We start from the raw sequence: 20494 nt of genomic DNA, 5'->3' as shown, positions 1-20494 counted from the left end.
TGCTTGGAAATTTCACCGATTCGAGGCACCGTGAAAAAGTAACAGAAAATTTCACGCAGACTCGGAGCGCAACTTGAATTCGCAAGCCCCTCATAGCGCATCCCTCGGTGCCGATCTGCGCGCACTGCGCAAGGCGCGCGGGCTGACTCTGACTGAGATCGCCAACCGATTGGATCGGTCCGTTGGCTGGCTCAGCCAGGTCGAGCGTGACATGTCCGAGCCGTCGATTTCGGATCTACGCCAGATTGCCGAATGTCTGGGTGTGCCGATGTCGATGCTGTTTGCCCATTCCGCTGCGCCGGCGGATGAGCAAGGGTATATTGTGCGGGCAGGGTCCCGTCGCCCGATGGGCTCTGGTGAAGAAGGGTTGATCGAAGAACTGCTTTCGCCTGACCTGACCGATGATTTCGAGATGGTGCATTCGACCTTTGAGCCGCATTCGCAGATGCAGACCCCGGCAAACCGGCCGACGCAGGAAGTCGGCTATATGGTTTCAGGCCGTCTGGAACTGACGATCGGCTCGCGCAGCTTTCAGGTCGGCCCCGGCGATAGCTTCCGGATCAAGCACGAGCCCTACACTTGGTCCAACCCCTTTGATGAGCCCGCTGTGGCCATCTGGGTTATCGCCCCACCGGTGTACTGATGAGTTTCGAGGCCTGGACCATATTCGCCCTGTTCTGGGTGGTGTTCGTTACCACCCCGGGGCCTAATGCGGTCAATTGCATCTCAAATGGGATGAGCCTGCCGTTCTCCAAGGCTATGTTGGGTGTCTTGGCTATTTTGACTCAGGCGAGTGTGTTCCTGATCCTCTCGGCAGTGGGGATCACTGCGTTGATTGCCGCGTCGCCAACAGGTTTCTTTGTCGCCAAGCTGACCGGGGCCGGGTTTCTGATCTGGATGGGCATTCGCGGTTGGATGAACGCAGCGAAACCCGCTCCGGCGTCAGAGCGTCCGGCGCGGCATGTTTACTTTCATGCGCTGGCTGTCGCCACGATCAACCCCAAAAGCGTCGCCGGATACCTTGCGGCGTTTTCGCAGTTTGTACAGCCGGATGTACCCATCTGGCAGCAGATGGCGGTGATCATGCCGACGGCTCTGGTCATCACGACGCTCAGCTACACGGTGTTCACGATGCTGGGTGCCCTCATGGGCAAGGCCGCATTGGGGGCCGTGTTCAATATCTGGGTGCGCCGCGTGATGGCGACCTGTTTCATCATCTATGGCGTTTTGCTGGGTGCCAGTTCGACGCCGACAGCGAGGGGGTAAGGATATGCATGCCGGATCATGTCTGTGCGGCGCGGTCGCTTTTGTTGTTGACGGAGACCTCACGCCACCAAATACCTGCCATTGCGGGCAGTGTCGCAAACAGTCAGGTCATCTGTGGGCCTCGACCGTTACGCATCAGGACAATCTCAGCTTTACCACCAGCGAAACGCTGGGCTGGTATCGCGCCTCTGCCATTGCCAAGCGCGGATTTTGCCGCGCTTGTGGCTCGTTCCTCTTCTGGCAGCACAATGACGAGGACACGATCGCAATTTCCGTGGGCTCATTGGATGAGCCGACCGGGTTGAAACTCGCCCAGCACATCTTTGTGGCAGACAAGGGCGATTACTATGACATCAAAGACGACCTGCCCCAGCGGGCACACTAATAGGGAACCAAACACATGAGTGATTTTCCAACCAAGGCCCGTGTGGTCATCATCGGCGGCGGCGTTGTGGGCTGTTCATCGCTGTATCATCTGGCCAAGAAGGGCTGGACGGATTGTGTTCTGCTGGAAAAGAACGAACTGACCGCAGGCTCGACATGGCACGCGGCGGGTAACGTTCCGACGTTTTCGACCTCGTGGGCGATCATGAACATGCAGCGCTATTCGACCGAACTGTATTCGCGCCTCGCGGACGAGGTCGACTATCCGATGAACTATCACGTTTCTGGGTCGATCCGTCTGGCGCACAGCAAGGAGCGGATGCAGGAATTCGAACGGGCCATGTCCATGGGCCGATATCAAGGCATCCCGATGGAGATGTGGACTCCGGAAGAGGCCAAGGAACGCTATCCTTTCCTGGAGACCCATGATCTTGAAGGCGTTCTGTATGACCCGACCGATGGTGACATTGACCCGGCGCAGCTGACTCAGGCTCTGGCCAAGGGAGCGCGGGATATGGGGCAAAAGATTATCCGATTCTGCCCGGCAACCGGTGTGACACAGCGGGACGACGGCACATGGACCGTGCATACCGAAAAGGGTGATATTGCCTGCGATTATGTGGTGAACGCCGCCGGTTACTATGCGCAGCGCGTAGGGGAATGGTTCAAACCCTTTGGCGGCCGCACCGTCCCGGCCATGGTCATGAGCCATCAGTATCTGCTGACTGACGAAGTTCCCGAAATCGAAGCGTGGTCGAAAGAAAATGGTGGCAAGAAGCTACCGCTGCTGCGCGATGTCGATATCTCGTACTACCTGCGGCAAGAGAAGAATGGCTTCAACCTTGGCCCTTATGAGCCCAATTGCAGGGGCCACTGGATGACCGAGGATGACCCGATGCCCGAGGATTTCAGCTTCCAACTGTGGAACGATGATCTGGACCGGATCGAGGATATCGTCACCGATGCAATGGAACGGGTTCCGCTTATGGCAACCTCGGGCGTTGGTCGCGTCATCAATGGCCCGATCCCCTATGCGCCAGATGGTCTGCCGTTGATAGGCCCGATGCCGGGTGTGACAAACGCGTTCGAGGCTCATACCTTCACTTTCGGTATCGCCCAAGGTGGTGGTGCAGGCAAAGTTCTGGCCGAATGGATCGTCGATGGTCACACCGAATGGGATATGTGGGCCGTCGATCCGCGTCGTTACACCGACTACACCGATCAAGACTACTGCAATCAGAAAGGGATGGAAGTCTACGGCAACGAATACGCCATGCATTTCCCACATCACGAATGGCCTGCCGCACGCGACAAGAAGGTCTCGCCTGTGCACGCCAAGGTCAAGGAATTGGGCGGTGTCATGGGCGCGTACAACGGCTGGGAACGCGCAAACTGGTTTGCGCAAACCGGCGATGACACGTCACTGGAAGCCACCCATACCTGGGGACGTTCTGGCCCCTGGGAGCAACGGGTCAAAGAAGAATGCGAAGCCGTGCGCGATCACTGCGGGGTGCTGGATCTGCCGGGCTTCTCGCGGTTCTGGATACAAGGCGAGGGGGCGGATGACTGGCTGCGTGGCTTCTGTACCGGAGGTATCCCTAAAGCAGGGCGCATGAATCTGATCTATGTCTCGGATGAAAGAGGGCGCATTCTGACCGAGCTGTCCTGTATCCGTCTGGCTGAGAACAATTTCGTCCTAATCACCGCTGCCACGGCACAGTGGCACGATGGTGATTTGATCCGCAATTCGGTGCCCGAAGGTGTGACCGTTCGGGAAACCACAACCGAGCGCGACACACTGATCGTGACCGGACCGATGACGCGGAATGTATTGTCCGGCATCACCGATGCAGATTTGCAGCAAGGGTGGCTGACCCACCAATTCGCCAAAGTTGCCGGGCAGGATGCCTTCCTGATCCGTGTATCTTTCGCGGGTGAGTTGGGTTGGGAAATCCATGCTGAAAATGATGCGATGCCCGCCATCTACGAAGCTGTGCTGGCTGCCGGAGCGAAACCTTTTGGCATGTATGCGTTGAATTCGCTGCGGATCGAGAAAGGTTATCGCGCGTGGAAAGGCGACCTAAGCACGGATTACTCTCTGCTGGAAGGTGGTTTGGGGCGCTTTGTCAAGCTCGATAAACCGCAGGATTTTGTTGGCAAAGCAGCCATTCAGAACGAAAAACAGCAAGGCGTTAAAAAGTCCTTTGTCACTCTGATCGTGGACGCAGGTGAGGTCGATGCGCCTTACATGTCCTGCATCTGGAGCGGTGATGAGATCGTGGGTGAAACCACATCGGGTGCGTGGGGGTATCGCATTGGTGCCTCGGTCGCGCTGGGCATGGTGCGCGCGGATTTGGCTGTCCCGGGAACTGAGCTAGAGGTTGAAATCTACGGTCAGAAATGTCGTGCTGTTGTTCAGGAGGATCAGCCGCTCTGGGATCCTGCAAATGAACGGTTGAGGGCCTGACCCCTACGACAGAAAGGCGCTGATATGACCCGGCAGATGGAAGGCGTATATCTGACTGGCCATGGAGGTCCTGAGGTGTTGGAATGGCGGGAAGACGTCCCCGTTCCGACCCCCAGTCCAGGGCAGGTTCTGGTGCGCGTCGCCGCTGCCGGGGTAAACAACACCGACATCAACACGCGGATCGGCTGGTACTCGCCGGATGTTACAGAAGCGACGGAATCGGTAGATCAGCAGGTTGAGGCCGGCGGGTGGGGAGGTGCGCTGCACTTTCCCCGCATCCAAGGCGGTGATCTGTGTGGGATTGTTGAAGAGGCTGGACCGGGGGCAGCGTTCAAGCCCGGCCAACGCGTGACCTGTCCTATCAACTTGCCACGCCCGGGGCCGGGTAGACCGCATGGTTTTATCGCACTTGGTTCAGAAATCGACGGAGCGTTTGCCCAATACTGTCTGGTCGAGAGCAATGATCTCTATGATGTGACCGCCTCGCCCCTATCAGACGTGGAAATCGCCGCTATTCCCTGCGCGTTTGGGACCGCAGAAAACCTGCTGACTCGCGCTGGTGTATCGGCAGGCCACACAGTGCTGATTACAGGGGCTTCAGGCGGTGTGGGCCTCGCCGCGATCCAGCTCGCGGCCCTACGAGGAGCGACGGTCTGGGGGGTGACAAGCGCTGCCAAGGCGGATGTGGTCAAAGCGCAGGGGGCGTCGGCAACCTTTGACCGGGATGCGCAACTGCCGAAGGATATGTTCGATGTCGTCATCGATGTGGTGGGCGGCTCGGCTTGGCCCGATCTCATACTGGCGCTGAAACCCGGCGGGCATTATGCGGTGTCAGGTGCAATCGCTGGCCCCATCGTCAGCGCCGATTTGCGAGACATCTATCTGCGCGACATCACAATCCATGGCTGCACCCATCAGCCTCCCGAAGTCTTTGGCCGACTTGTTGTGCTGATGAATGCAGGTCGGATCAGGCCTTTGGTCTCAAAAACCTACCCGTTGCGTGACATTGTTCAGGCGCAAGAGGATTTTATGTCCAAGACCTTGCCCGGGAAACTGGTATTAATACCGTGAAAGGGGGGTAGATGGCTGACATTACGCTTTTAGATGGTTCGATCGGGCAGGAACTGGTGAAACGCAGCGGTGACCAGCCCACGCCTTTGTGGTCAACGCGGGTGATGATCGACAAACCTGACTTGCTGACCGAAGTTCACGCGGCCTATTTCCGCAGTGGCGCGACGATTGCCACCACAAATACCTATGCAATTCACCGCTCGCGGCTGGTGCGTGAGGGGATCGAAGACCAGATGCCACGTCTGATCGAGGCTGCTCTTTCTCGGGCTGAGCAGGCTTGCGAGGGAACTGACGGTCGTATCGCTGGTGCGCTTGGTCCGCTTTTGGCCAGCTACCGGCCCGATCTGAACCCCGACCCAGACGATGCGGCTGAAAAATTTGCCGAGCTGGCTCAACTGATGGCAGACCGGGTTGATCTGTTCCTGATCGAAACCGTGTCCTCGGTTCTGGAAGCCGAAGGTGCGCTTCGCGGTACCGAGAATTGCGGCAAACCCGTCTGGCTGGCATTGTCGGTTATGGATGATGACGGCACGCGATTGCGGTCAGGCGAAGCGCTGGAGGACATCGCCCCGCTTGTTGCGCGTTACGCCCCCGAGGCCGTTTTGATCAACTGCGCGCGCCCGGAAGCGATTCCGGCTGCACTGGAGATCATCGCAAAGCTGAGTCGCCCGTTCGGCGCTTATGCCAATGGCTTTACTGGTATCAAAGACGGTTTTTTGAAGGAAGCCCCGACGGTTGACTCTCTGGAAAGCCGTCATGACCTAGACCCTGACGCCTACGCGCAGCATGCCATGGGCTGGGTGGCGCAGGGCGCGACGATTGTTGGCGGTTGCTGCGAAGTTGGACCCGATCACATTAAAACCCTTGCCGACAGTTTATGCGCGGCTGGGCACACAATTGTTTGAGTGTGCCTCATGTCGATCCGCAACAAACCTGAACGGCGAAAAGATCGGGATCAACAGCATTTCGATATTCTGGTTGCACCCGGTTTCGTGTTGCTTGAATTGGCCTCGTTGGTCGATGTGTTGCGCCTGGCCAACCGGGTATGCGCGCATCCTCCGTTCACATTCACATACCGGTCCCGAAAGGGGGGACCTGTTGAAAGCAGCAGTTGCGCGACGGTGTCGACCGAAACCATACCTGCGCAGCCCGATGCGGATTATCTGTTTGTGATCGGAAACTCGGATCCGGATCAGCCAGAGCTTTCTTTAGGTCGCGTCGTGCCCGACTATACGTACCGGGGAGCCCAGGTCTTTTTGCTGGCCGAAGCGGCAAGCAGGTACATCGATGAAAACGGCGCTGATCATATGGCAACCCATTGGGAAAACGCCTCTTTCTTACGCGAACGTGGCGCGCGGTTTGAGGCCAAGCTTTCAATTGCGACCGAACAGGGTTCAGTGGTCACCTGCGCAGGAATGGAGGCAACGACGGATGTGGCACTGGCGGTGATTGGGCGGCACATTTCGGGTGCCGCCAAGATGACAGTTGCGGATATCATGCTGCACGAGAACATCCGCGATTTCTCATCCATGCAGCCGTTTTCGGGCGCTCGGAATACAGCCACAGGTGACGCAAAGCTGGATCAATGTATCAAGCTGATGCAGGCGAATATCGAAGAACCGTTACCGATCAATCAGATCGTTGACATGTTACACGTGTCGAACAGATCGCTTGAGCGCAAGTTCAAGGCAACTTTCGCAACCACTCCAAACGGATTCTACCGAGAAATGCGCTTGGCCAAAGCCAACAACTTGCTTTTGAACACAACGATGAGCGTGCGGGAAATCGGCTTGGTGTGCGGCTTTCCAAACGGATTCTCATCCGTTTACAAAAGCGTCTTTGGCGTCACTCCGTTTGTTCTGAGACGTCAAAAAAGACGTGCAGAATATAGGTGATTTTCGCAATTGAGATGACGTTTTTGACGCTTTTTTTGTCGATCCTTCATGGCATTTTGCAAAAAACCTGAGACAGCGGAGACATCAGGATGGTTGATCTTCCCACCAAGGCCCGTGTGGTCATCATCGGCGGCGGCGTCATCGGATGCTCGGTCGCGTATCACCTTACCAAGAAAGGGTGGACCGATGTTGTGCTGCTTGAGCGCAAGCAACTGACCAGCGGCACCACATGGCATGCTGCAGGTCTGATTGCGCAGCTGCGCGCGACCGCAAACATGACCAAGCTGGCTAAGTACAGTCAGGAACTATATGGCGCACTTGAGGAAGAAACTGGCGTTGCCACAGGGTTCAAGCGTTGCGGATCGATCACGGTGGCGCTGACTGAAGAGCGCAAGGAAGAGATCTATCGTCAGGCCGCCATGGCACGTGCTTTCGGGGTTGAGGTCGAAGAGATCGGCAATGATCGTGTGCAAGAGCTGTATCCCCATCTCAACCTCGAAGGGGTCAAGGGGGCGGTTTATTTGCCTTTGGACGGGCAGGGTGATCCAGCGAATATCGCTCTGGCTTTGGCTAAAGGTGCGCGTCAGCGCGGTGGCGTCGTCAAAGAACGTGTGAAAGTCACCGACATCGTCAAGCAGGGTCGTAAAGTCACCGGCGTGGACTGGATTGCGGACGATGGCAGTTCCTCGGGCCATATCGAATGCGACATGGTGGTGAACTGTGCGGGCATGTGGGGCCACGAGGTTGGTAAGATGGCAGGTGTGAACGTGCCGCTTCACGCCTGCGAACATTTCTATATCGTGACCGAAGGGATCGACGGGCTGACCCAACTGCCGGTGCTGCGCGTACCGGATGAATGTGCCTACTACAAAGAGGATGCCGGCAAAATCCTGCTGGGCGCGTTTGAGCCAAATGCAAAACCCTGGGCGATGAACGGCATCCCCGACAGTTTCGAATTCGACCAGTTGCCAGAGGATTTCGATCACTTTGAACCAATACTCGAAGCGGCCTGCAATCGGATGCCGATGTTGGCCGAGGCGGGGATTCACACCTTCTTTAACGGCCCCGAATCCTTTACGCCGGATGATGCCTATCACTTGGGACTCGCCCCCGAGATGGATAACGTTTGGGTCGCTGCGGGGTTCAACTCGATCGGTATTCAGTCGGCGGGTGGTGCTGGTATGGCACTGGCCGAGTGGATGGACTCGGGCGAGAAACCGTTCGATCTGGGCGATGTTGACATCAGTCGCATGCAGCCGTTTCAGGGCAACAAGCAGTACCTCTTTGAGCGTTCGAAAGAGACGCTCGGCCTGCTTTATGCCGACCACTATCCCTATCGCCAAAAGACCACCGCGCGCGGTGTGCGCCGGACACCGTTTCACCATCACCTGATCGAACAGGGTGCCGTGATGGGCGAATTGGCTGGGTGGGAGCGCGCCAATTGGTTTGCCAACGAAGGGCAGGAACGGGAGTATCAATACAGCTGGAATCGGCAGAACTGGTTCGAGAATTCGGCTGCCGAACACCGTGCCGTGCGCGAAAATGTAGGCATGTATGACATGTCGTCCTTCGGCAAAATCCGCGTCGAAGGGCCGGATGCCGAGAAATTCATGAATTATATCGGCGGCGGCGATTATTCAGTGCCCAATGGCAAGATCGTCTACACCCAATTTCTGAACCGTAGCGGTGGGATCGAAGCAGATGTCACGGTCACACGGTTGACTGAGACCGCCTACCTGGTCGTCACCCCCGCGGCGACCCGATTGGCGGATCAGACATGGATGATGCGTCATGCAGGCGGCTTCAGTGTTGTTATCACCGATGTCACCGCTGGCGAGGGCGTTTTGGCCGTCATGGGGCCGAATGCGCGTGCATTGCTTGAAAAGGTTTCGCCCGCTGATTTCTCGAACAGGACTAACCCCTTTGGCACAGCACAACAGATTGAGATCGGTATGGGTCTCGCTCGCGCCCACAGGGTGACCTATGTGGGTGAGCTAGGGTGGGAGATCTATGTGTCGTCCGACATGGCAGGTCATGTTTTTGAGGCGCTGCACGAAGCCGGACAAGATATGGGCCTGAAACTCTGCGGCATTCACATGATGGACAGTTGCCGGATCGAGAAGGGTTTTCGCCATTTCGGTCATGACATCACCTGCGAGGATCACGTGGTCGACGCGGGATTGGGATTTGCCGTCAAAGTGGACAAAGGCAGCGATTTCATCGGTCGCGAGGCGGTGATGGCCCGAAAGGAAAGCGGGCCCAAGAACCGGCTTGTCCAGTTTAGACTGACTGATCCCGAACCACTGTTGTTCCACAACGAACCAATCGTGCGCGATGGTGAATATGTAGGTTACCTTAGCTCGGGCAATTATGGTCACACGCTGGGTGGTGCCATTGGTCTGGGCTATGTGCCATGCGAGGGCGAAAAGCCTGCAGATGTGCTTGCCTCGACCTATGAGATCGATGTCTGTGGTGTGAAAGTCCAGGCAGAGGCGTCGTTGAAACCGATGTACGATGCGAAATCCGAGCGGGTCAAAGTCTAGAAAACATCGACAGTGGTAGGCTCTGCCCCACCGTCCGTACCGGGCGACGCTCGCGAGAGTATTTGTGGCCAGATGAATAAGGGATCACCTGCTCATCTGGCCAACAATATCCATGAGCGTGAGACAGCGCTTCGCATATAGGTTGGCTGCAGAACGCGCGACCTATCAGAAACTTTGATGCCCTGCTTCACAGTTTTGATAGTTCCCAAGCCCATCTGATTTGCCGTAGAGAAACACGGTATCAGTCGGAGACTCGCTGTGGCAGACACCCGCGTACCACCAAACAATACCGATACGCCCAAAGGGCTGGCGTTGGCTGTGATGGCCTATGTGCTTTGGGGCTTCCTGCCACTTTACATGAAAGCAATGGAGCATATCGGCCCGATCGAGGTAGTTGCGCATCGGGTGATCTGGTCGGTGCCGGTGGCCGGGCTGCTGCTGATAGCGCTCGGGCGGACCGGCGATCTGAAAACTGCACTTCGCAATCCCAAAATGTTGGGTATGGCGGCAATTACAGCGGCGCTGATCTCGGTGAACTGGGCGATTTATGTCTGGGCGATTTCATCGGGGCATGCGCTGGACGCGGCTTTGGGCTATTACATCAACCCTTTGTTCAGCATTGCGTTGGGTGCGATATTGCTGCGTGAACCTCTGAACCGAACACAGTTGGTTGCGGTCGGGTTGGCCGCTTTGGGGGTGCTGGTACTGGTGTTTCAGGCGGGAAGCTTACCCTGGGCGGCTTTGGGCTTAATGTTCAGCTGGGGGTTTTATGCGTTCTTCAAGCGCTCACTCCCGATCGGGCCCAACCAAGGGTTTTTGTTGGAAGTCCTGATTCTACTGGTACCCGCCCTGGCCTACGTCACCTGGCTTGGAACAAGTGGTGCCGGGCATTTTGGAGCAGCCGTGTCAGACACTGCGCTGCTTGCAGGCGCGGGGCTGGTGACTGCAATTCCGTTGCTGCTTTATGCCAATGGGGCCAAACTGGTGCGTCTGTCGACGATGGGCATCCTGCAGTACATCGCGCCCACGATGATTTTTATCACCGCGATCACGTTGTTCGGAGAGCGTATTGATCCGGCAAGATTGATCGCGTTCCCCCTGATCTGGGCCGGGTTGATTGTGTATTCGATCCCGATGATCCGGCAAATACGGTCTCAGGCCTAGCGAATGAGCTGGGCAAGCTGTTCCGCCCAGATTGCATAGGCCTTGGGGCTTGGATGATATCCGTCCGGCGCGGCGAGCGCCGGGTCATCGGGCAGGTTCAGCGCCAGATGTGAAACTTGCGGATATGCTGCAGCCACCGACTGCAAGCCGTGATCCAGCCTTGCAGCCTGTTGCCCCAAAAACCAGGCCAGAGGCTGAGGCAGAGCGGGAAAACGCGCCATCTGAGGAACCGCAGACACGATCACCTGCCGGGCTTTCATCGGCCCGGTCAGAAGGTCCAATAGGCGTGCTTGGTGGTCCTCAAAGCTTTGTCTGCTTACCGCTCGGGTCACGTCGTTCACACCCAGCGCCGTTACGGCCACATCAAACTGTTCGGAAAGCCCTTGCAGCTGCTCAATAGTGTTTTGAGTGGTATGCCCGGTGGTCGCTTCAAGCCGCCATTCCACGGTATAACGCTTTGCCAATTGGCCGACCAGTTGCCCGGATAGCGCCTGGCCTAGGGTGCCCGCCCCAACGCCAGCGGCCGAGCTGTCCCCGGTGATCAACAAGCGCAGTCTGGGCCCGCGCCCTGCACACCCTTGGCGGGGACCAGTCGGTTCTGGCAGAAATTGCGCATTGCGTCTTACCGCGAACCCCTGAATTGCCAGAATAGGCAAAAGCGGAATTCTGAGAATCTGATCGGCGGCAACAGGCAAAGGAACCGTTAGCTCAGCGCATCTTTGAACTTTAGAAAGCGCGCATCTTTCATGACGCGTGCCATCATGGCTTCGCGCAAGGCTCCGACGGTCTTGTAAGGACGCATGACGACCTCAAATTCCTGAATAAGTCCGTTTGCGTTCAGCGTGATCAAGTCTACACCCACGGCGTCCAAGGCACCGACTTTGCATTGAAACTCCAATGCCCAATCGTCGCCGTCGCCCATGATCCGACGATACTGAAATTCGGAAAACACCTGACCCACATGACCCAGAACCGCTGCAACAGGTTCACGCCCGGTCCAGGTGCTGTAGTAAGTGGGTGGTGAAAACCGCACATCTTCTGCCAGCAACTCTTGGATCAGGCCTTCATCGCCTTTGGCCACCACTTCTTGCATTCGTTTGATCGTCGGGTGCATACCGTCTTCCCTCTTGTTGACCAAAGAGTTGCTGAACCTTTTCACTCACGCAAGGACGACGTTGCGGGAGGGGGCCGCCTGAGATAGGCAAGCGCGCATGAGCGAAACCTATGATCCCCCAAACTCCCCTCTGGATGTGCTGTTTGAAGACACGCAATTGATCGTGGTGAACAAGCCGGCGGGTTTGTTATCGGTGCCGGGGCGGGGCGCGCATCTTGCTGATTGTCTGCTGACCCGCGTGCAAGTTGCGTTTCCACAAGCGTTGCTGGTGCATCGGTTGGATCGGGATACGTCCGGTGTAATGGTGTTTGCACAGACGCCGCATGCCCAGCGGCATCTGGGGCTACAGTTCGAAAATCGCCAGACCCGCAAAACTTATGTCGCGCGCGTATGGGGGCGGGTAGAACCAAAAACGGGAACGGTTGATCTGCCGCTGATCGTCGATTGGCCCAATCGCCCCCGTCAGATGGTCTGTCACGACACCGGCAAGCCTGCTGTTACGGATTGGCGCGTGGTTAAATACGAGGGCGAGACAACGCGTGTTCGCCTGTCTCCCAAGACCGGACGATCGCACCAGTTGCGGGTTCATATGCAGGCGCTGGGGCATCCTATCTTGGGTGATCCGTTTTATGCCGATGGCGCGGCGCGCGACTTCCCGCGGTTGATGCTTCATTCGGTAGAACTGCGCCTCAAAAATCCCGAAGGCGGGGTGTCGATGAAATTTCGCGCGCCAGCCGAATTCTGATTCTAGGCGTTACTGGTCCAAAGCATCTTCAGGTTTCCCAGCGAAAACCGCCGGGTGCGTTTGACCGGGCGTATAACTTGGCGTTCCCGTGCGGCAGCAATTTCACGTTCGATTTCGAATCCGCGCAAAACGTGACCTTGGGACCAGCGATCCAGTTTCAAGGTCATCATGACGTGATTGTCGAGGTAGGGCATAGTCACTCTCCTGAATTGCAATTGCCCAATCTTCGCCCAACACTCCTGACACCACCTTGTCAGGGGGGTGTGCTAAGTTGTCAGCAGATCTTTAGGAGACCCGGATGCGCCGATCGACACGTCTGTTCGAAATCATTCAGATCTTGCGTGCTGCTGAAGCGCCCGTGACGGCCGATGCGTTGGCCGCCAAGCTCGAGGTTTCGGTGCGCACCGTCTACCGCGATATTGCCGCGTTGCAGGCCCAGCGTACGCCAATCGAAGGCGAAGCGGGTGTTGGCTACTTGATGCGGCGCGGCTATGATCTGCCGCCATTGAATTTCGATGCGGAAGAGGTTGAGGCCCTGTGGGTGGGCCTGTCGATGCTGGCCCGCACGGGTGACAGTACCCTGCAACAGGCCGCTGACCGGGTGTGTCGTAAGATCGAAGCCCTGCGTGCGCCAGCTGACTGGCTTCAGGTTGCGCCTTGGGGCGCGCCGATGGATGATCCGGAAAAGGGCTGTGTGCCGGTCGTAAACTACCGCGAAGCGATCCGGGCTGAACGCAAAATACGCATCACCTACGTGAATTCGGAAGGCGAACGTACCGAACGCACGGTGCGGCCCGTCGCCCTGATCTACCACATAGAATGCACTATGCTGGCCGCGTGGTGCGAGCTGCGAAACGGGTTTCGCCATTTCCGCACAGATCGGATCTGGGCATGCGAACTGACCGAGGATCATTTCTGCGGGCAAGGGGAACTCCTGCGTGCAATCTGGCAAGAGCAGAACACCTGGGATAACTCCGCAGGGGTGGCCTGAATGGCGGGTATTCGCCTATTTCACTCAATTGTTGCTTGAGGCCCATTGTTCTCACTGTGTTATACTAAGCGTAACGAAACAAACCCGGTGAACGGGTACGTGAGCAGAAGGTGATTCAATGACGATTTCCAAATGTGTACTGACGGTTGGACTGTGTTCAGCCCTGTTTTTGGGGGCGTGTACCGACCCGGGCACTCTCAGCGTGCAAAACGATCCCAATCAGAATGCCAAACAAGGCGCGTTGCTGGGTGGTCTGATTGGCGCGGGCGTGGGTGCGATTGCCAATGATTCCGACCCGCTGCTGGGTGCATTGGCCGGTGGGGCCATCGGTGCCGCAGGTGGTGGCGTGATCGGCAATCAGCTTGATCGGCAGGCGGCTGAGTTGCGGCAACAGCTGGCCAATGACGGCATAACGATCGTCAACGCGGGGGATCGCTTAATCGTCACGGTTCCGAATGACATCACCTTCGACACCGACAGTTCCACCGTGCGCCCGGCCTTGCGTGCCGATTTGGTGAAGGTGGGGCAGAATTTGGTTAACTACCCGAATTCGAATGTCCAGATTATCGGTCATACTGACAGTGACGGAGAGGCGTCCTACAACCTCGGACTGTCTGAACGCCGCGCCAATGCGGTGGCTGATATTCTGCAGGCCAATGGTGTCAGCTACGCCCGTATCACTACTGTCGGGCAAGGTGAAAACAACCCGATCGCATCGAACCTGACACCTGAGGGGAAAGCCCAGAACCGGCGGGTCGAGATTGTGGTGGTTCCCAGCGACAACACCTGATCACGCGTCTCGCGCACAATGACTGCGCGTCATCGGGCCTTTGGTTCGATGGTGTCTCGGGATAACAAAGGGGAAACACCAAAGCGGAGTTTCCCCATGTCCCAACCGATCCTTCTTGGCCTTTCCGGCTCGCTACGGCAGGATGCGACCAACCGTAAATTGCTGCGCGAAGCTGCACGCCTGTTCGAACCCGGCACGTTCATTGAGGCTGATCTCAGTCTGCCGCTTTATGACGGCGATCTCGAAGTTGGCGAAGGCATACCTGAAACCGTGCAGGTTTTGGCCGATCAGATTGCCCAGGCCCACGCGGTGATCATATCAACCCCGGAATACAACAAAGGGCCTTCGGGTGTTCTAAAAAACGCGCTGGACTGGGTCAGCCGGACGAAGGGCAAGCCTTGGATGGATAAACCGCTCGCCGTCATGTCTGCGGCTGCGGGCCGGGCCGGGGGGGAGCGGGCGCAAATGATCTTGCGGTCCTTCATGGTCCCCTTTCAGCCACGCATTCTGCAAGGTCCCGAGCTTCACTTGGCGGACAGCTCAAATGAATTTGATGCAGACGGGCGGCTGTCTAACGACCGCTACGAGCATACGCTGCATAACCTGATGCAGAAGCTGCGGGCAGAGGCCGGGTTTTAATCCCCTTTGCTTGCCGGTCTGCACCGCAACTTCTAGGTTATGCGGATGAAGGATCAAGACCAGATAGAGACTCAGGCCGATGTCGTAGATCCTGCCCGAGCGGCTGCACTGCAGGTAGCAATGGGGCGGGAACCGACGATTGAGGCAGGCTCAGTACTCCCTCCCTTCTTTCATCAGCTCTATTTCTGGTCGCCGCATGTGCCGAGCGATCTGGGGCGTGATGGACATCCTCGGGTAGGCCAAGGTCTGATCCCCGATATGGGACTACCAAGGCGCATGTGGGCAGGTGGGCGACTGCAGTTTCATCAGCCCTTTGTGGCAGGGGTCGCAGCCGAGCGTCGGACGGTCAGAGAAAGCGCCGTGGCAAAGACAGGACGTAGCGGACCGTTGGCATTTGTCACCCTGCGTCACGAGATTTGGCAAAAGGGCGCGCTGAGCGTGACCGAATGGCAGGATCTGGTTTATCGAGAAGATCCCTCATCAAACGCACCGGCTCCACAAGTTCCGATGGCCCGAACGGATGAGTTGGATCACCGCATTGTTGAATTTGATACAACCCTGCTGTTCCGCTATTCGGCGCTAACGTTCAACGGACACCGGATCCATTACGATCTTGAGTATGCGCGCGACGTGGAAGGCTATGCCGGGCTGGTTGTCCACGGGCCTCTGCTGGCCCAATCCCTCATGTTGTTCGCTACTGATCTGATGGGGCCTCTGGCGGAGTTTACGTTTCGCGCATCGTCGCCGCTGATGAATTTCGAAACGGCGACCCTGTGTAGGGACGGTCAGGAGTTTTGGGTGCGTGGACCCGGAGGCCGACAATGCATGTCAGCCAAGGCAATACCGCAATCAGAGTGAAGCTTCGGGCAGAAAATCCTGCGGGATTCTATCGCGCCCTTCCAGCATCAACTCGGCCATGACCTCGGCCACCATCGGTGCCATACCAAAACCGATCTTGAATCCCCCATTGGCGATAAACTGCCCTTTGTGCAGGGGATGCGCGCCCAGCATCGGCGCGCGGCTTTTGCTGCGGGGGCGGACACCGGCCCAGCGTTCGATCACTTCCGCCCCGTGCAGGACCGGCACGGCACGCATGGCGCGGTCCAGTACATCGTCCAGAGCGGCATCTGTGCTGGTCGGATCGTCGTATTCGCGTTCTGATGTCGAGCCAATGGCCAGCGTACCATCGGCATGAGGCACGATGTGAACAGCATCGGCAAACAACTGTGGTACGTCGCCCGCATCAAATCGCAGCAACGCCGCCTGTCCTTTCACGCCGTTACCGATTGTTTTGCCAAACGCCTTGCTGAGCTCTTGCAGACCCGCAAGTCCAGTGGCGTGTACGACTTGTCCCTTGTCGGGCGCTTCGGCGGTAACTTCTACTCCCATTACGGCAAGCGCGGCCACCAGCGCCGCGCAGGCACGCCTTGGGTGCATGCGCGCGCTTAGCGTATCGTGGACGACATATCCCGTCGGGCTGGGTGGGCACCAGGCACCAATCTGATCCACCAACCGGACGCGCCAATCAGCCTGACCCTGCCAGAGTGTTGCAGCTGTTTGTTCACGCGCTTGGGCCAACTCCAAACCGCGTGCGTCTGGTATGGGTTGCAGACGCCCAAGACGTGCGTAGCCGGGCGACACACCACCGGTGGCCTCGACCTGTTTCCAGAACGGTTCAGCCATGATTAAACTTTCAAACTGGAACGCCTTTTTGGTGTTCCAGTTTTCGGGCACATGTGGGGCCAGCGCGCCAACAAGCCCTCCACTGGACCCCGCGCCCGGACCAAATGGGTCGACGATCTGAACCTTCGCGCCGCGCCGTGCGCAGGTCCAGGCGATGGAGAGGCCAAATATTCCTGCGCCCCGCACCGTCACATCGACCATTGCCAATCCCCTTTTCGTTGTTCAGTGTCGCGCCGCTTAGCTACAGGATTCCCCGATGGCAGACCAGCGTGCCGAACTTACTTGGACGGAAGACCAGATCCCGGTCTCGAATCGGTTCGATGACCCCTATTACTCGTTGCAGAACGGGTTAGAGGAAACGCGTCATGTGTTTCTGGCAGGCAACGATCTGCCAACGCGCTTTGTACCGGGGTTTCACATCGCTGAACTAGGCTTTGGCACCGGCCTGAATCTGTTGACCGCGTGGTCGGCGTGGGAAGCAGCAGGGCAGACTACACCTTTACGGTTCACCAGCTTCGAGGCCTTTCCGATGGCGCCTGACGATATGGCGCGTGCTTTAGCCGCCTTCCCCGAGATGACACCGTGGGCCGATCGCTTTCTGAAAACATGGAATGGGCAGAAATGCGTGCTGGACACGTTGCATCTTGAGGTCAACGTCGGAGACGCGCGCCAGACCTTGCCCACATGGGCAGGTGAGGCAGATGCGTGGTTTCTGGATGGCTTCTCACCCGCAAAAAACCCCGAGCTGTGGGAGGCTGACCTGATGCAGCAGGTGGCGGAGCACACGATCCAAGGCGGTACAGCGGCAACCTATACTGCCGCGGGTTTCGTGCGTCGGGGTCTATCCGATGCAGGTTTTGATGTTACCCGCAGCCCCGGCTTTGGCCGTAAACGGCACATGACCCGGGCGGTGAAGCAATGAGCCAGAAGAACAACGTCAACGCCGGTATAGCGCTTATGGTCAGCGCGACGATCGTGTTTGCTTTGCAGGATGGGATTTCGCGCCATCTGGCCGGTACCTACAATACGTATATGGTGGTGATGATCCGGTACTGGTTCTTTGCCGCATTCGTGATTGCTCTGGCTGCGAGATCTAGCGGAGGTTTGCGGGCGGCGGCGCAAACCAGCCAGTTGGGACTCCAGATATTCCGGGGTGTGTTACTGGCCGCAGAAATTTGTGTCGCCGTTTTCAGCTTTACCATTCTGGGCTTGATTGAAAGCCAGGCCGTTTTCATCAGCTATCCGCTGCTGATCGCTGCCCTCAGCGGCCCGGTTCTGGGTGAGAAAGTCGGCTGGCGTCGCTGGGCCGCCATCGGGGTCGGCTGCATCGGGGTGTTGATCATCCTGCAGCCCGGTGCCGGTGTGTTCAACCCTTGGGCTGTGATCCCGCTGATCTCGGCGTTTATGTTCGCGATTTATGGCCTGCTGACACGGTATGCGGCTCGGCGGGACAGTACTGCGACCAGTTTTTTCTGGACTGGGGTGGCTGGTGCAGTCGCAATGACTGCTGTTGGTGTCTGGTTTTGGGAACCCATGGCCAGCAGCGATTGGTTTTGGATGGGGTTGCTTTGCATCGCAGGCGCTCTGGGACACTGGCTATTGATTAAGTGCTACGAAATGGCCGAGGCCAGCGCCGTGCAACCCTTTGCCTATTTCCATCTGATGTGGAGCGCAATTCTGGGCATCACGATCTTCCACGAGACCCTGCGCCCCGAGGTTGTTCTGGGCGCAGCTTTGGTGATCGCGGCGGGCCTGTTCACCTTATGGCGCGAACGACGAAAGGGTCGAACCGGTTAGTTCCTTTGAGAATGGCACTGGTAAAGCTGGCTGCCCAAGCCGAGCGCGATAGACCGGCAGGCTTTCGGCGACACGCATGACATAGTTGCGCGTCTCCTTGAAAGGAATGGTCTCAATCCAGTCGATCACATCCACCTGGCCCCGGCGCGGGTCGCCATAGCGTTCCATCCACGAAATCGGCCGTCTTGGCCCCGCGTTATATCCAGCGGCCATCATCACGACATTGCCGTTGAAGTCCTCTGCAAGCGTTGCAAGATAATTCGCCCCCAGCTTTGCGTTATATTGCCAGTCCGAGGTTAGGCGCGCGGTTTTATGGCCACCCAGAATACCCAAATCCTGAGCCACAAGTTTGGCGGTAGCGGGCATGACCTGCATCAAACCGCGCGCGCCTGCGCCACTGATGACTACCGGATCGAACTCACTTTCGCGTCGGGCAATTGCCAGCGTCATTTCCTTCGCCATGGGAAGTCCCATATCTGCGACCGGGTGCACTGGGTAATAAGCGGCAGGCAAAACAACACCGGTTGTTGCCGCGCGCTTGGCGATCATGACGGCCAGATGCGGTTCGTTCAGTTCGATCACCAGGTCACCCAGCTGAGCGGCCTGGGTTTGATCGAGACCTTCCACCAAATGGGTAAGAAACCGTTCTGAAAGGTTTCCCTCTCCTGCGCGCTGCAACAGCAATCCAGCCTCCAACACGCTTGAGTCAGCGAATGCGGCTTGTTTCCAATGCGGCGCGCGGCGTGGGTTGGCCAATTCGCTGTCAAACGGACGGCCGATTTGTTCCGCCGCCAGCAACCCGTAGAACGAGGTCTGATAGTTCGCGCCTTCGGCATAAGCCTCGTGCGCCTTGTCAGCATCCCCCTGCGCTGCAAAGGCGCGGCCCAGCCAATATCCACCGCGACCCTTCGAAATCGGCGATTGCACAGCCTCAGAGAAATTCTGGAAATGCCGCACCGCCGTGGCCGGATCATTCAGTTTGCGCAGCGCCAGAAATCCCGAGAGCCACTCCAAATCAGCATAGCCATAGCCCATTTCGGGGGTCATGTGGTGATTGGCGGCAATCGCATAGGCGCGTTCGGCATCTCCCGTGCGCATCTCAAGACGTGCCAGTCTGCGTCGCCCTTCCGCCCATTTGTCGGGTTCACCCAGCGATTTCGGTCCGGTCGAGCGTGCCAACATCAGGTCAATGGCGCTGTCGTCCAGTTCTTTGCGATCCCGCCACACGAAACGATCAAATGCCAGGCCAGGGTCTTTGGCCAGTGATTCCGGCACTGCGGCGACTTTGCCGTCCACTCCGTTTTCGCGCTTTTGCAGGGCAATGCGCGCCTCGGCCAGTTTGCGCTGATCAGAGTTGACGAGGGGCAGCATCCGCCCGGCGCTGACAAGATGCCCATCCCACAACATCCGATCCAACCTGGCCTCGTGATGTGGTCTCAGAAGCTTCCCGAAGTTCTCAAGATAATCCTTTTGTAGGCCCGACCCCATCGGCATGGTTCGCCACGCGGTTACGACGTCGGCTTCTGCTTCACCATTGCGGCCTTGGCTTTTCAAGGCCACGGCATAATTCAAAGCACCTTCTGCTGTTTGCGGAGGCAACCCTTCGTAGAATTTCAGAACTCGATTCGGATCGGCCCCGGTGAATGATGGCTCGCTCTTACGGCGCAGCCAGGCCAAACCGGGCCAATCCGGGCGCCGCTCAAGAAACACCAGCACATCGCCCGAGCTGCCAAAACCTTCGCGTAGCCAATGCCAGACAATAATGTCCCGCGCCACCGATCCACGCTGGCCTGCAACGCGCAGCGCGGCATTCCAATCGCCCTTGCGCATCTCATAGAGCCCCGCGCGCAAATCCTGCGTCGCATCCGCACGAGTGGCATGCGGCTGTAGCATCAGCGCCAGAATCATCGCTATTCCAAGCGACAGAATACGTCTCATCCCTTGC

21 protein-coding genes are annotated in these 20494 nt (G+C 57.7%); 16 read left to right on the top strand and 5 right to left on the bottom strand.

The annotated features are described in order from the left end of the window. The first annotated feature begins 73 nt into the window (after positions 1–73). The 9 genes from ACR0JG_RS05060 to rarD all read left to right on the top strand — a co-directional run bounded on the left by ACR0JG_RS05060 (position 74) and on the right by rarD (position 10790). On the top strand, positions 74–643 hold the full coding sequence (locus ACR0JG_RS05060) for an XRE family transcriptional regulator (RefSeq protein ID WP_170514802.1): 570 nt from the start codon (positions 74–76) through the stop codon (positions 641–643). After that, positions 643–1266 (top strand): LysE family translocator, encoded by a 624-nt coding sequence (locus ACR0JG_RS05055; protein ID WP_480567888.1) that lies wholly within the window; start codon positions 643–645, stop codon positions 1264–1266. Before ACR0JG_RS05060 ends, ACR0JG_RS05055 begins: the two co-directional genes overlap by 1 nt. A 4-nt stretch (positions 1267–1270) precedes the next feature. Beyond that, positions 1271–1651 (top strand): GFA family protein, encoded by a 381-nt coding sequence (locus ACR0JG_RS05050; RefSeq protein ID WP_480567886.1) that lies wholly within the window; start codon positions 1271–1273, stop codon positions 1649–1651. 15 nt (positions 1652–1666) lie between these two features. Then, positions 1667–4117, top strand: coding sequence for a GcvT family protein (locus ACR0JG_RS05045; protein WP_480567884.1), 2451 nt, complete (start codon positions 1667–1669; stop codon positions 4115–4117). A gap of 24 nt (positions 4118–4141) precedes the next feature. Beyond that, positions 4142–5188 carry an alcohol dehydrogenase family protein gene (locus ACR0JG_RS05040; RefSeq protein ID WP_480567882.1) on the top strand — a complete coding sequence of 349 codons (1047 nt, stop codon included), beginning with the start codon at positions 4142–4144 and terminating at the stop codon, positions 5186–5188. Positions 5189–5199: 11 nt separating this feature from the next. Beyond that, complete coding sequence (locus ACR0JG_RS05035) at positions 5200–6093, top strand: homocysteine S-methyltransferase family protein (protein ID WP_480567880.1); 894 nt, start codon at positions 5200–5202, stop codon at positions 6091–6093. A 9-nt stretch (positions 6094–6102) separates the two neighbouring features. Beyond that, entirely contained in the window at positions 6103–7083 is a 981-nt protein-coding gene (locus ACR0JG_RS05030; protein ID WP_170406633.1) for a GlxA family transcriptional regulator, read from the top strand. A gap of 89 nt (positions 7084–7172) precedes the next feature. Further along, complete coding sequence (locus tag ACR0JG_RS05025) at positions 7173–9626, top strand: GcvT family protein (RefSeq protein ID WP_170406629.1); 2454 nt, start codon at positions 7173–7175, stop codon at positions 9624–9626. A 258-nt stretch (positions 9627–9884) separates the two neighbouring features. Then, entirely contained in the window at positions 9885–10790 is a 906-nt protein-coding gene (rarD, locus tag ACR0JG_RS05020) for an EamA family transporter RarD (RefSeq protein WP_480567878.1), read from the top strand. Here rarD and ACR0JG_RS05015 read toward each other — a convergent pair. Both ACR0JG_RS05015 and ACR0JG_RS05010 read right to left on the bottom strand, forming a co-directional pair. Next, positions 10787–11338, bottom strand: coding sequence for an SGNH/GDSL hydrolase family protein (locus tag ACR0JG_RS05015; protein ID WP_480567876.1), 552 nt, complete (start codon positions 11336–11338; stop codon positions 10787–10789). The genes rarD and ACR0JG_RS05015 overlap by 4 nt on opposite strands. A gap of 155 nt (positions 11339–11493) precedes the next feature. After that, a complete protein-coding gene (locus ACR0JG_RS05010; RefSeq protein ID WP_170818427.1) occupies positions 11494–11904 on the bottom strand; it encodes a nuclear transport factor 2 family protein in 411 nt (136 codons plus the stop codon). 97 nt (positions 11905–12001) lie between these two features. Between ACR0JG_RS05010 and ACR0JG_RS05005 the strand changes: the two genes are divergently transcribed. Further along, complete coding sequence (locus tag ACR0JG_RS05005) at positions 12002–12649, top strand: RluA family pseudouridine synthase (RefSeq protein WP_480567874.1); 648 nt, start codon at positions 12002–12004, stop codon at positions 12647–12649. Positions 12650–12651: 2 nt separating this feature from the next. On the opposite strand, the gene ACR0JG_RS05000 is transcribed toward ACR0JG_RS05005, so the two are convergent. Next, positions 12652–12843 (bottom strand): hypothetical protein, encoded by a 192-nt coding sequence (locus ACR0JG_RS05000; protein ID WP_170732509.1) that lies wholly within the window; start codon positions 12841–12843, stop codon positions 12652–12654. 104 nt (positions 12844–12947) lie between these two features. Between ACR0JG_RS05000 and ACR0JG_RS04995 the strand changes: the two genes are divergently transcribed. The 4 genes from ACR0JG_RS04995 to ACR0JG_RS04980 all read left to right on the top strand — a co-directional run bounded on the left by ACR0JG_RS04995 (position 12948) and on the right by ACR0JG_RS04980 (position 15927). After that, entirely contained in the window at positions 12948–13640 is a 693-nt protein-coding gene (locus tag ACR0JG_RS04995; RefSeq protein ID WP_170508863.1) for a helix-turn-helix transcriptional regulator, read from the top strand. Between the two features lie 118 nt (positions 13641–13758). Beyond that, complete coding sequence (locus ACR0JG_RS04990) at positions 13759–14430, top strand: YiaD family glycine zipper/OmpA-like lipoprotein (RefSeq protein ID WP_170398755.1); 672 nt, start codon at positions 13759–13761, stop codon at positions 14428–14430. 96 nt (positions 14431–14526) lie between these two features. Beyond that, on the top strand, positions 14527–15069 hold the full coding sequence (locus ACR0JG_RS04985) for an NAD(P)H-dependent oxidoreductase (protein ID WP_170663215.1): 543 nt from the start codon (positions 14527–14529) through the stop codon (positions 15067–15069). A 45-nt stretch (positions 15070–15114) separates the two neighbouring features. Beyond that, on the top strand, positions 15115–15927 hold the full coding sequence (locus tag ACR0JG_RS04980) for an HTD2 family dehydratase (RefSeq protein WP_480567872.1): 813 nt from the start codon (positions 15115–15117) through the stop codon (positions 15925–15927). Here ACR0JG_RS04980 and ACR0JG_RS04975 read toward each other — a convergent pair. Continuing rightward, a complete protein-coding gene (locus tag ACR0JG_RS04975; protein ID WP_480567870.1) occupies positions 15919–16953 on the bottom strand; it encodes an NAD(P)/FAD-dependent oxidoreductase in 1035 nt (344 codons plus the stop codon). The two genes, ACR0JG_RS04980 and ACR0JG_RS04975, sit on opposite strands and share 9 nt — an antisense overlap. A gap of 55 nt (positions 16954–17008) precedes the next feature. On the opposite strand from ACR0JG_RS04975, the gene mnmC2 reads away from it, so the two are divergent. Together mnmC2 and ACR0JG_RS04965 are read left to right on the top strand one after the other, a co-directional pair. Beyond that, positions 17009–17674, top strand: a complete 666-nt coding sequence (mnmC2, locus tag ACR0JG_RS04970) for a tRNA (5-methylaminomethyl-2-thiouridine)(34)-methyltransferase MnmC2 (protein ID WP_170406602.1) — start codon at positions 17009–17011, stop codon at positions 17672–17674. Beyond that, positions 17671–18549, top strand: a complete 879-nt coding sequence (locus ACR0JG_RS04965; RefSeq protein WP_170596824.1) for a DMT family transporter — start codon at positions 17671–17673, stop codon at positions 18547–18549. Before mnmC2 ends, ACR0JG_RS04965 begins: the two co-directional genes overlap by 4 nt. On the opposite strand, the gene ACR0JG_RS04960 is transcribed toward ACR0JG_RS04965, so the two are convergent. Next, positions 18514–20487, bottom strand: coding sequence for a lytic transglycosylase domain-containing protein (locus tag ACR0JG_RS04960; protein WP_480567868.1), 1974 nt, complete (start codon positions 20485–20487; stop codon positions 18514–18516). The two genes, ACR0JG_RS04965 and ACR0JG_RS04960, sit on opposite strands and share 36 nt — an antisense overlap. Positions 20488–20494 lie beyond the last annotated feature (7 nt).

This window comes from Ruegeria sp. AD5 (assembly GCF_056542345.1).
This window is presented reverse-complemented; position numbering and strand designations above follow the sequence as displayed.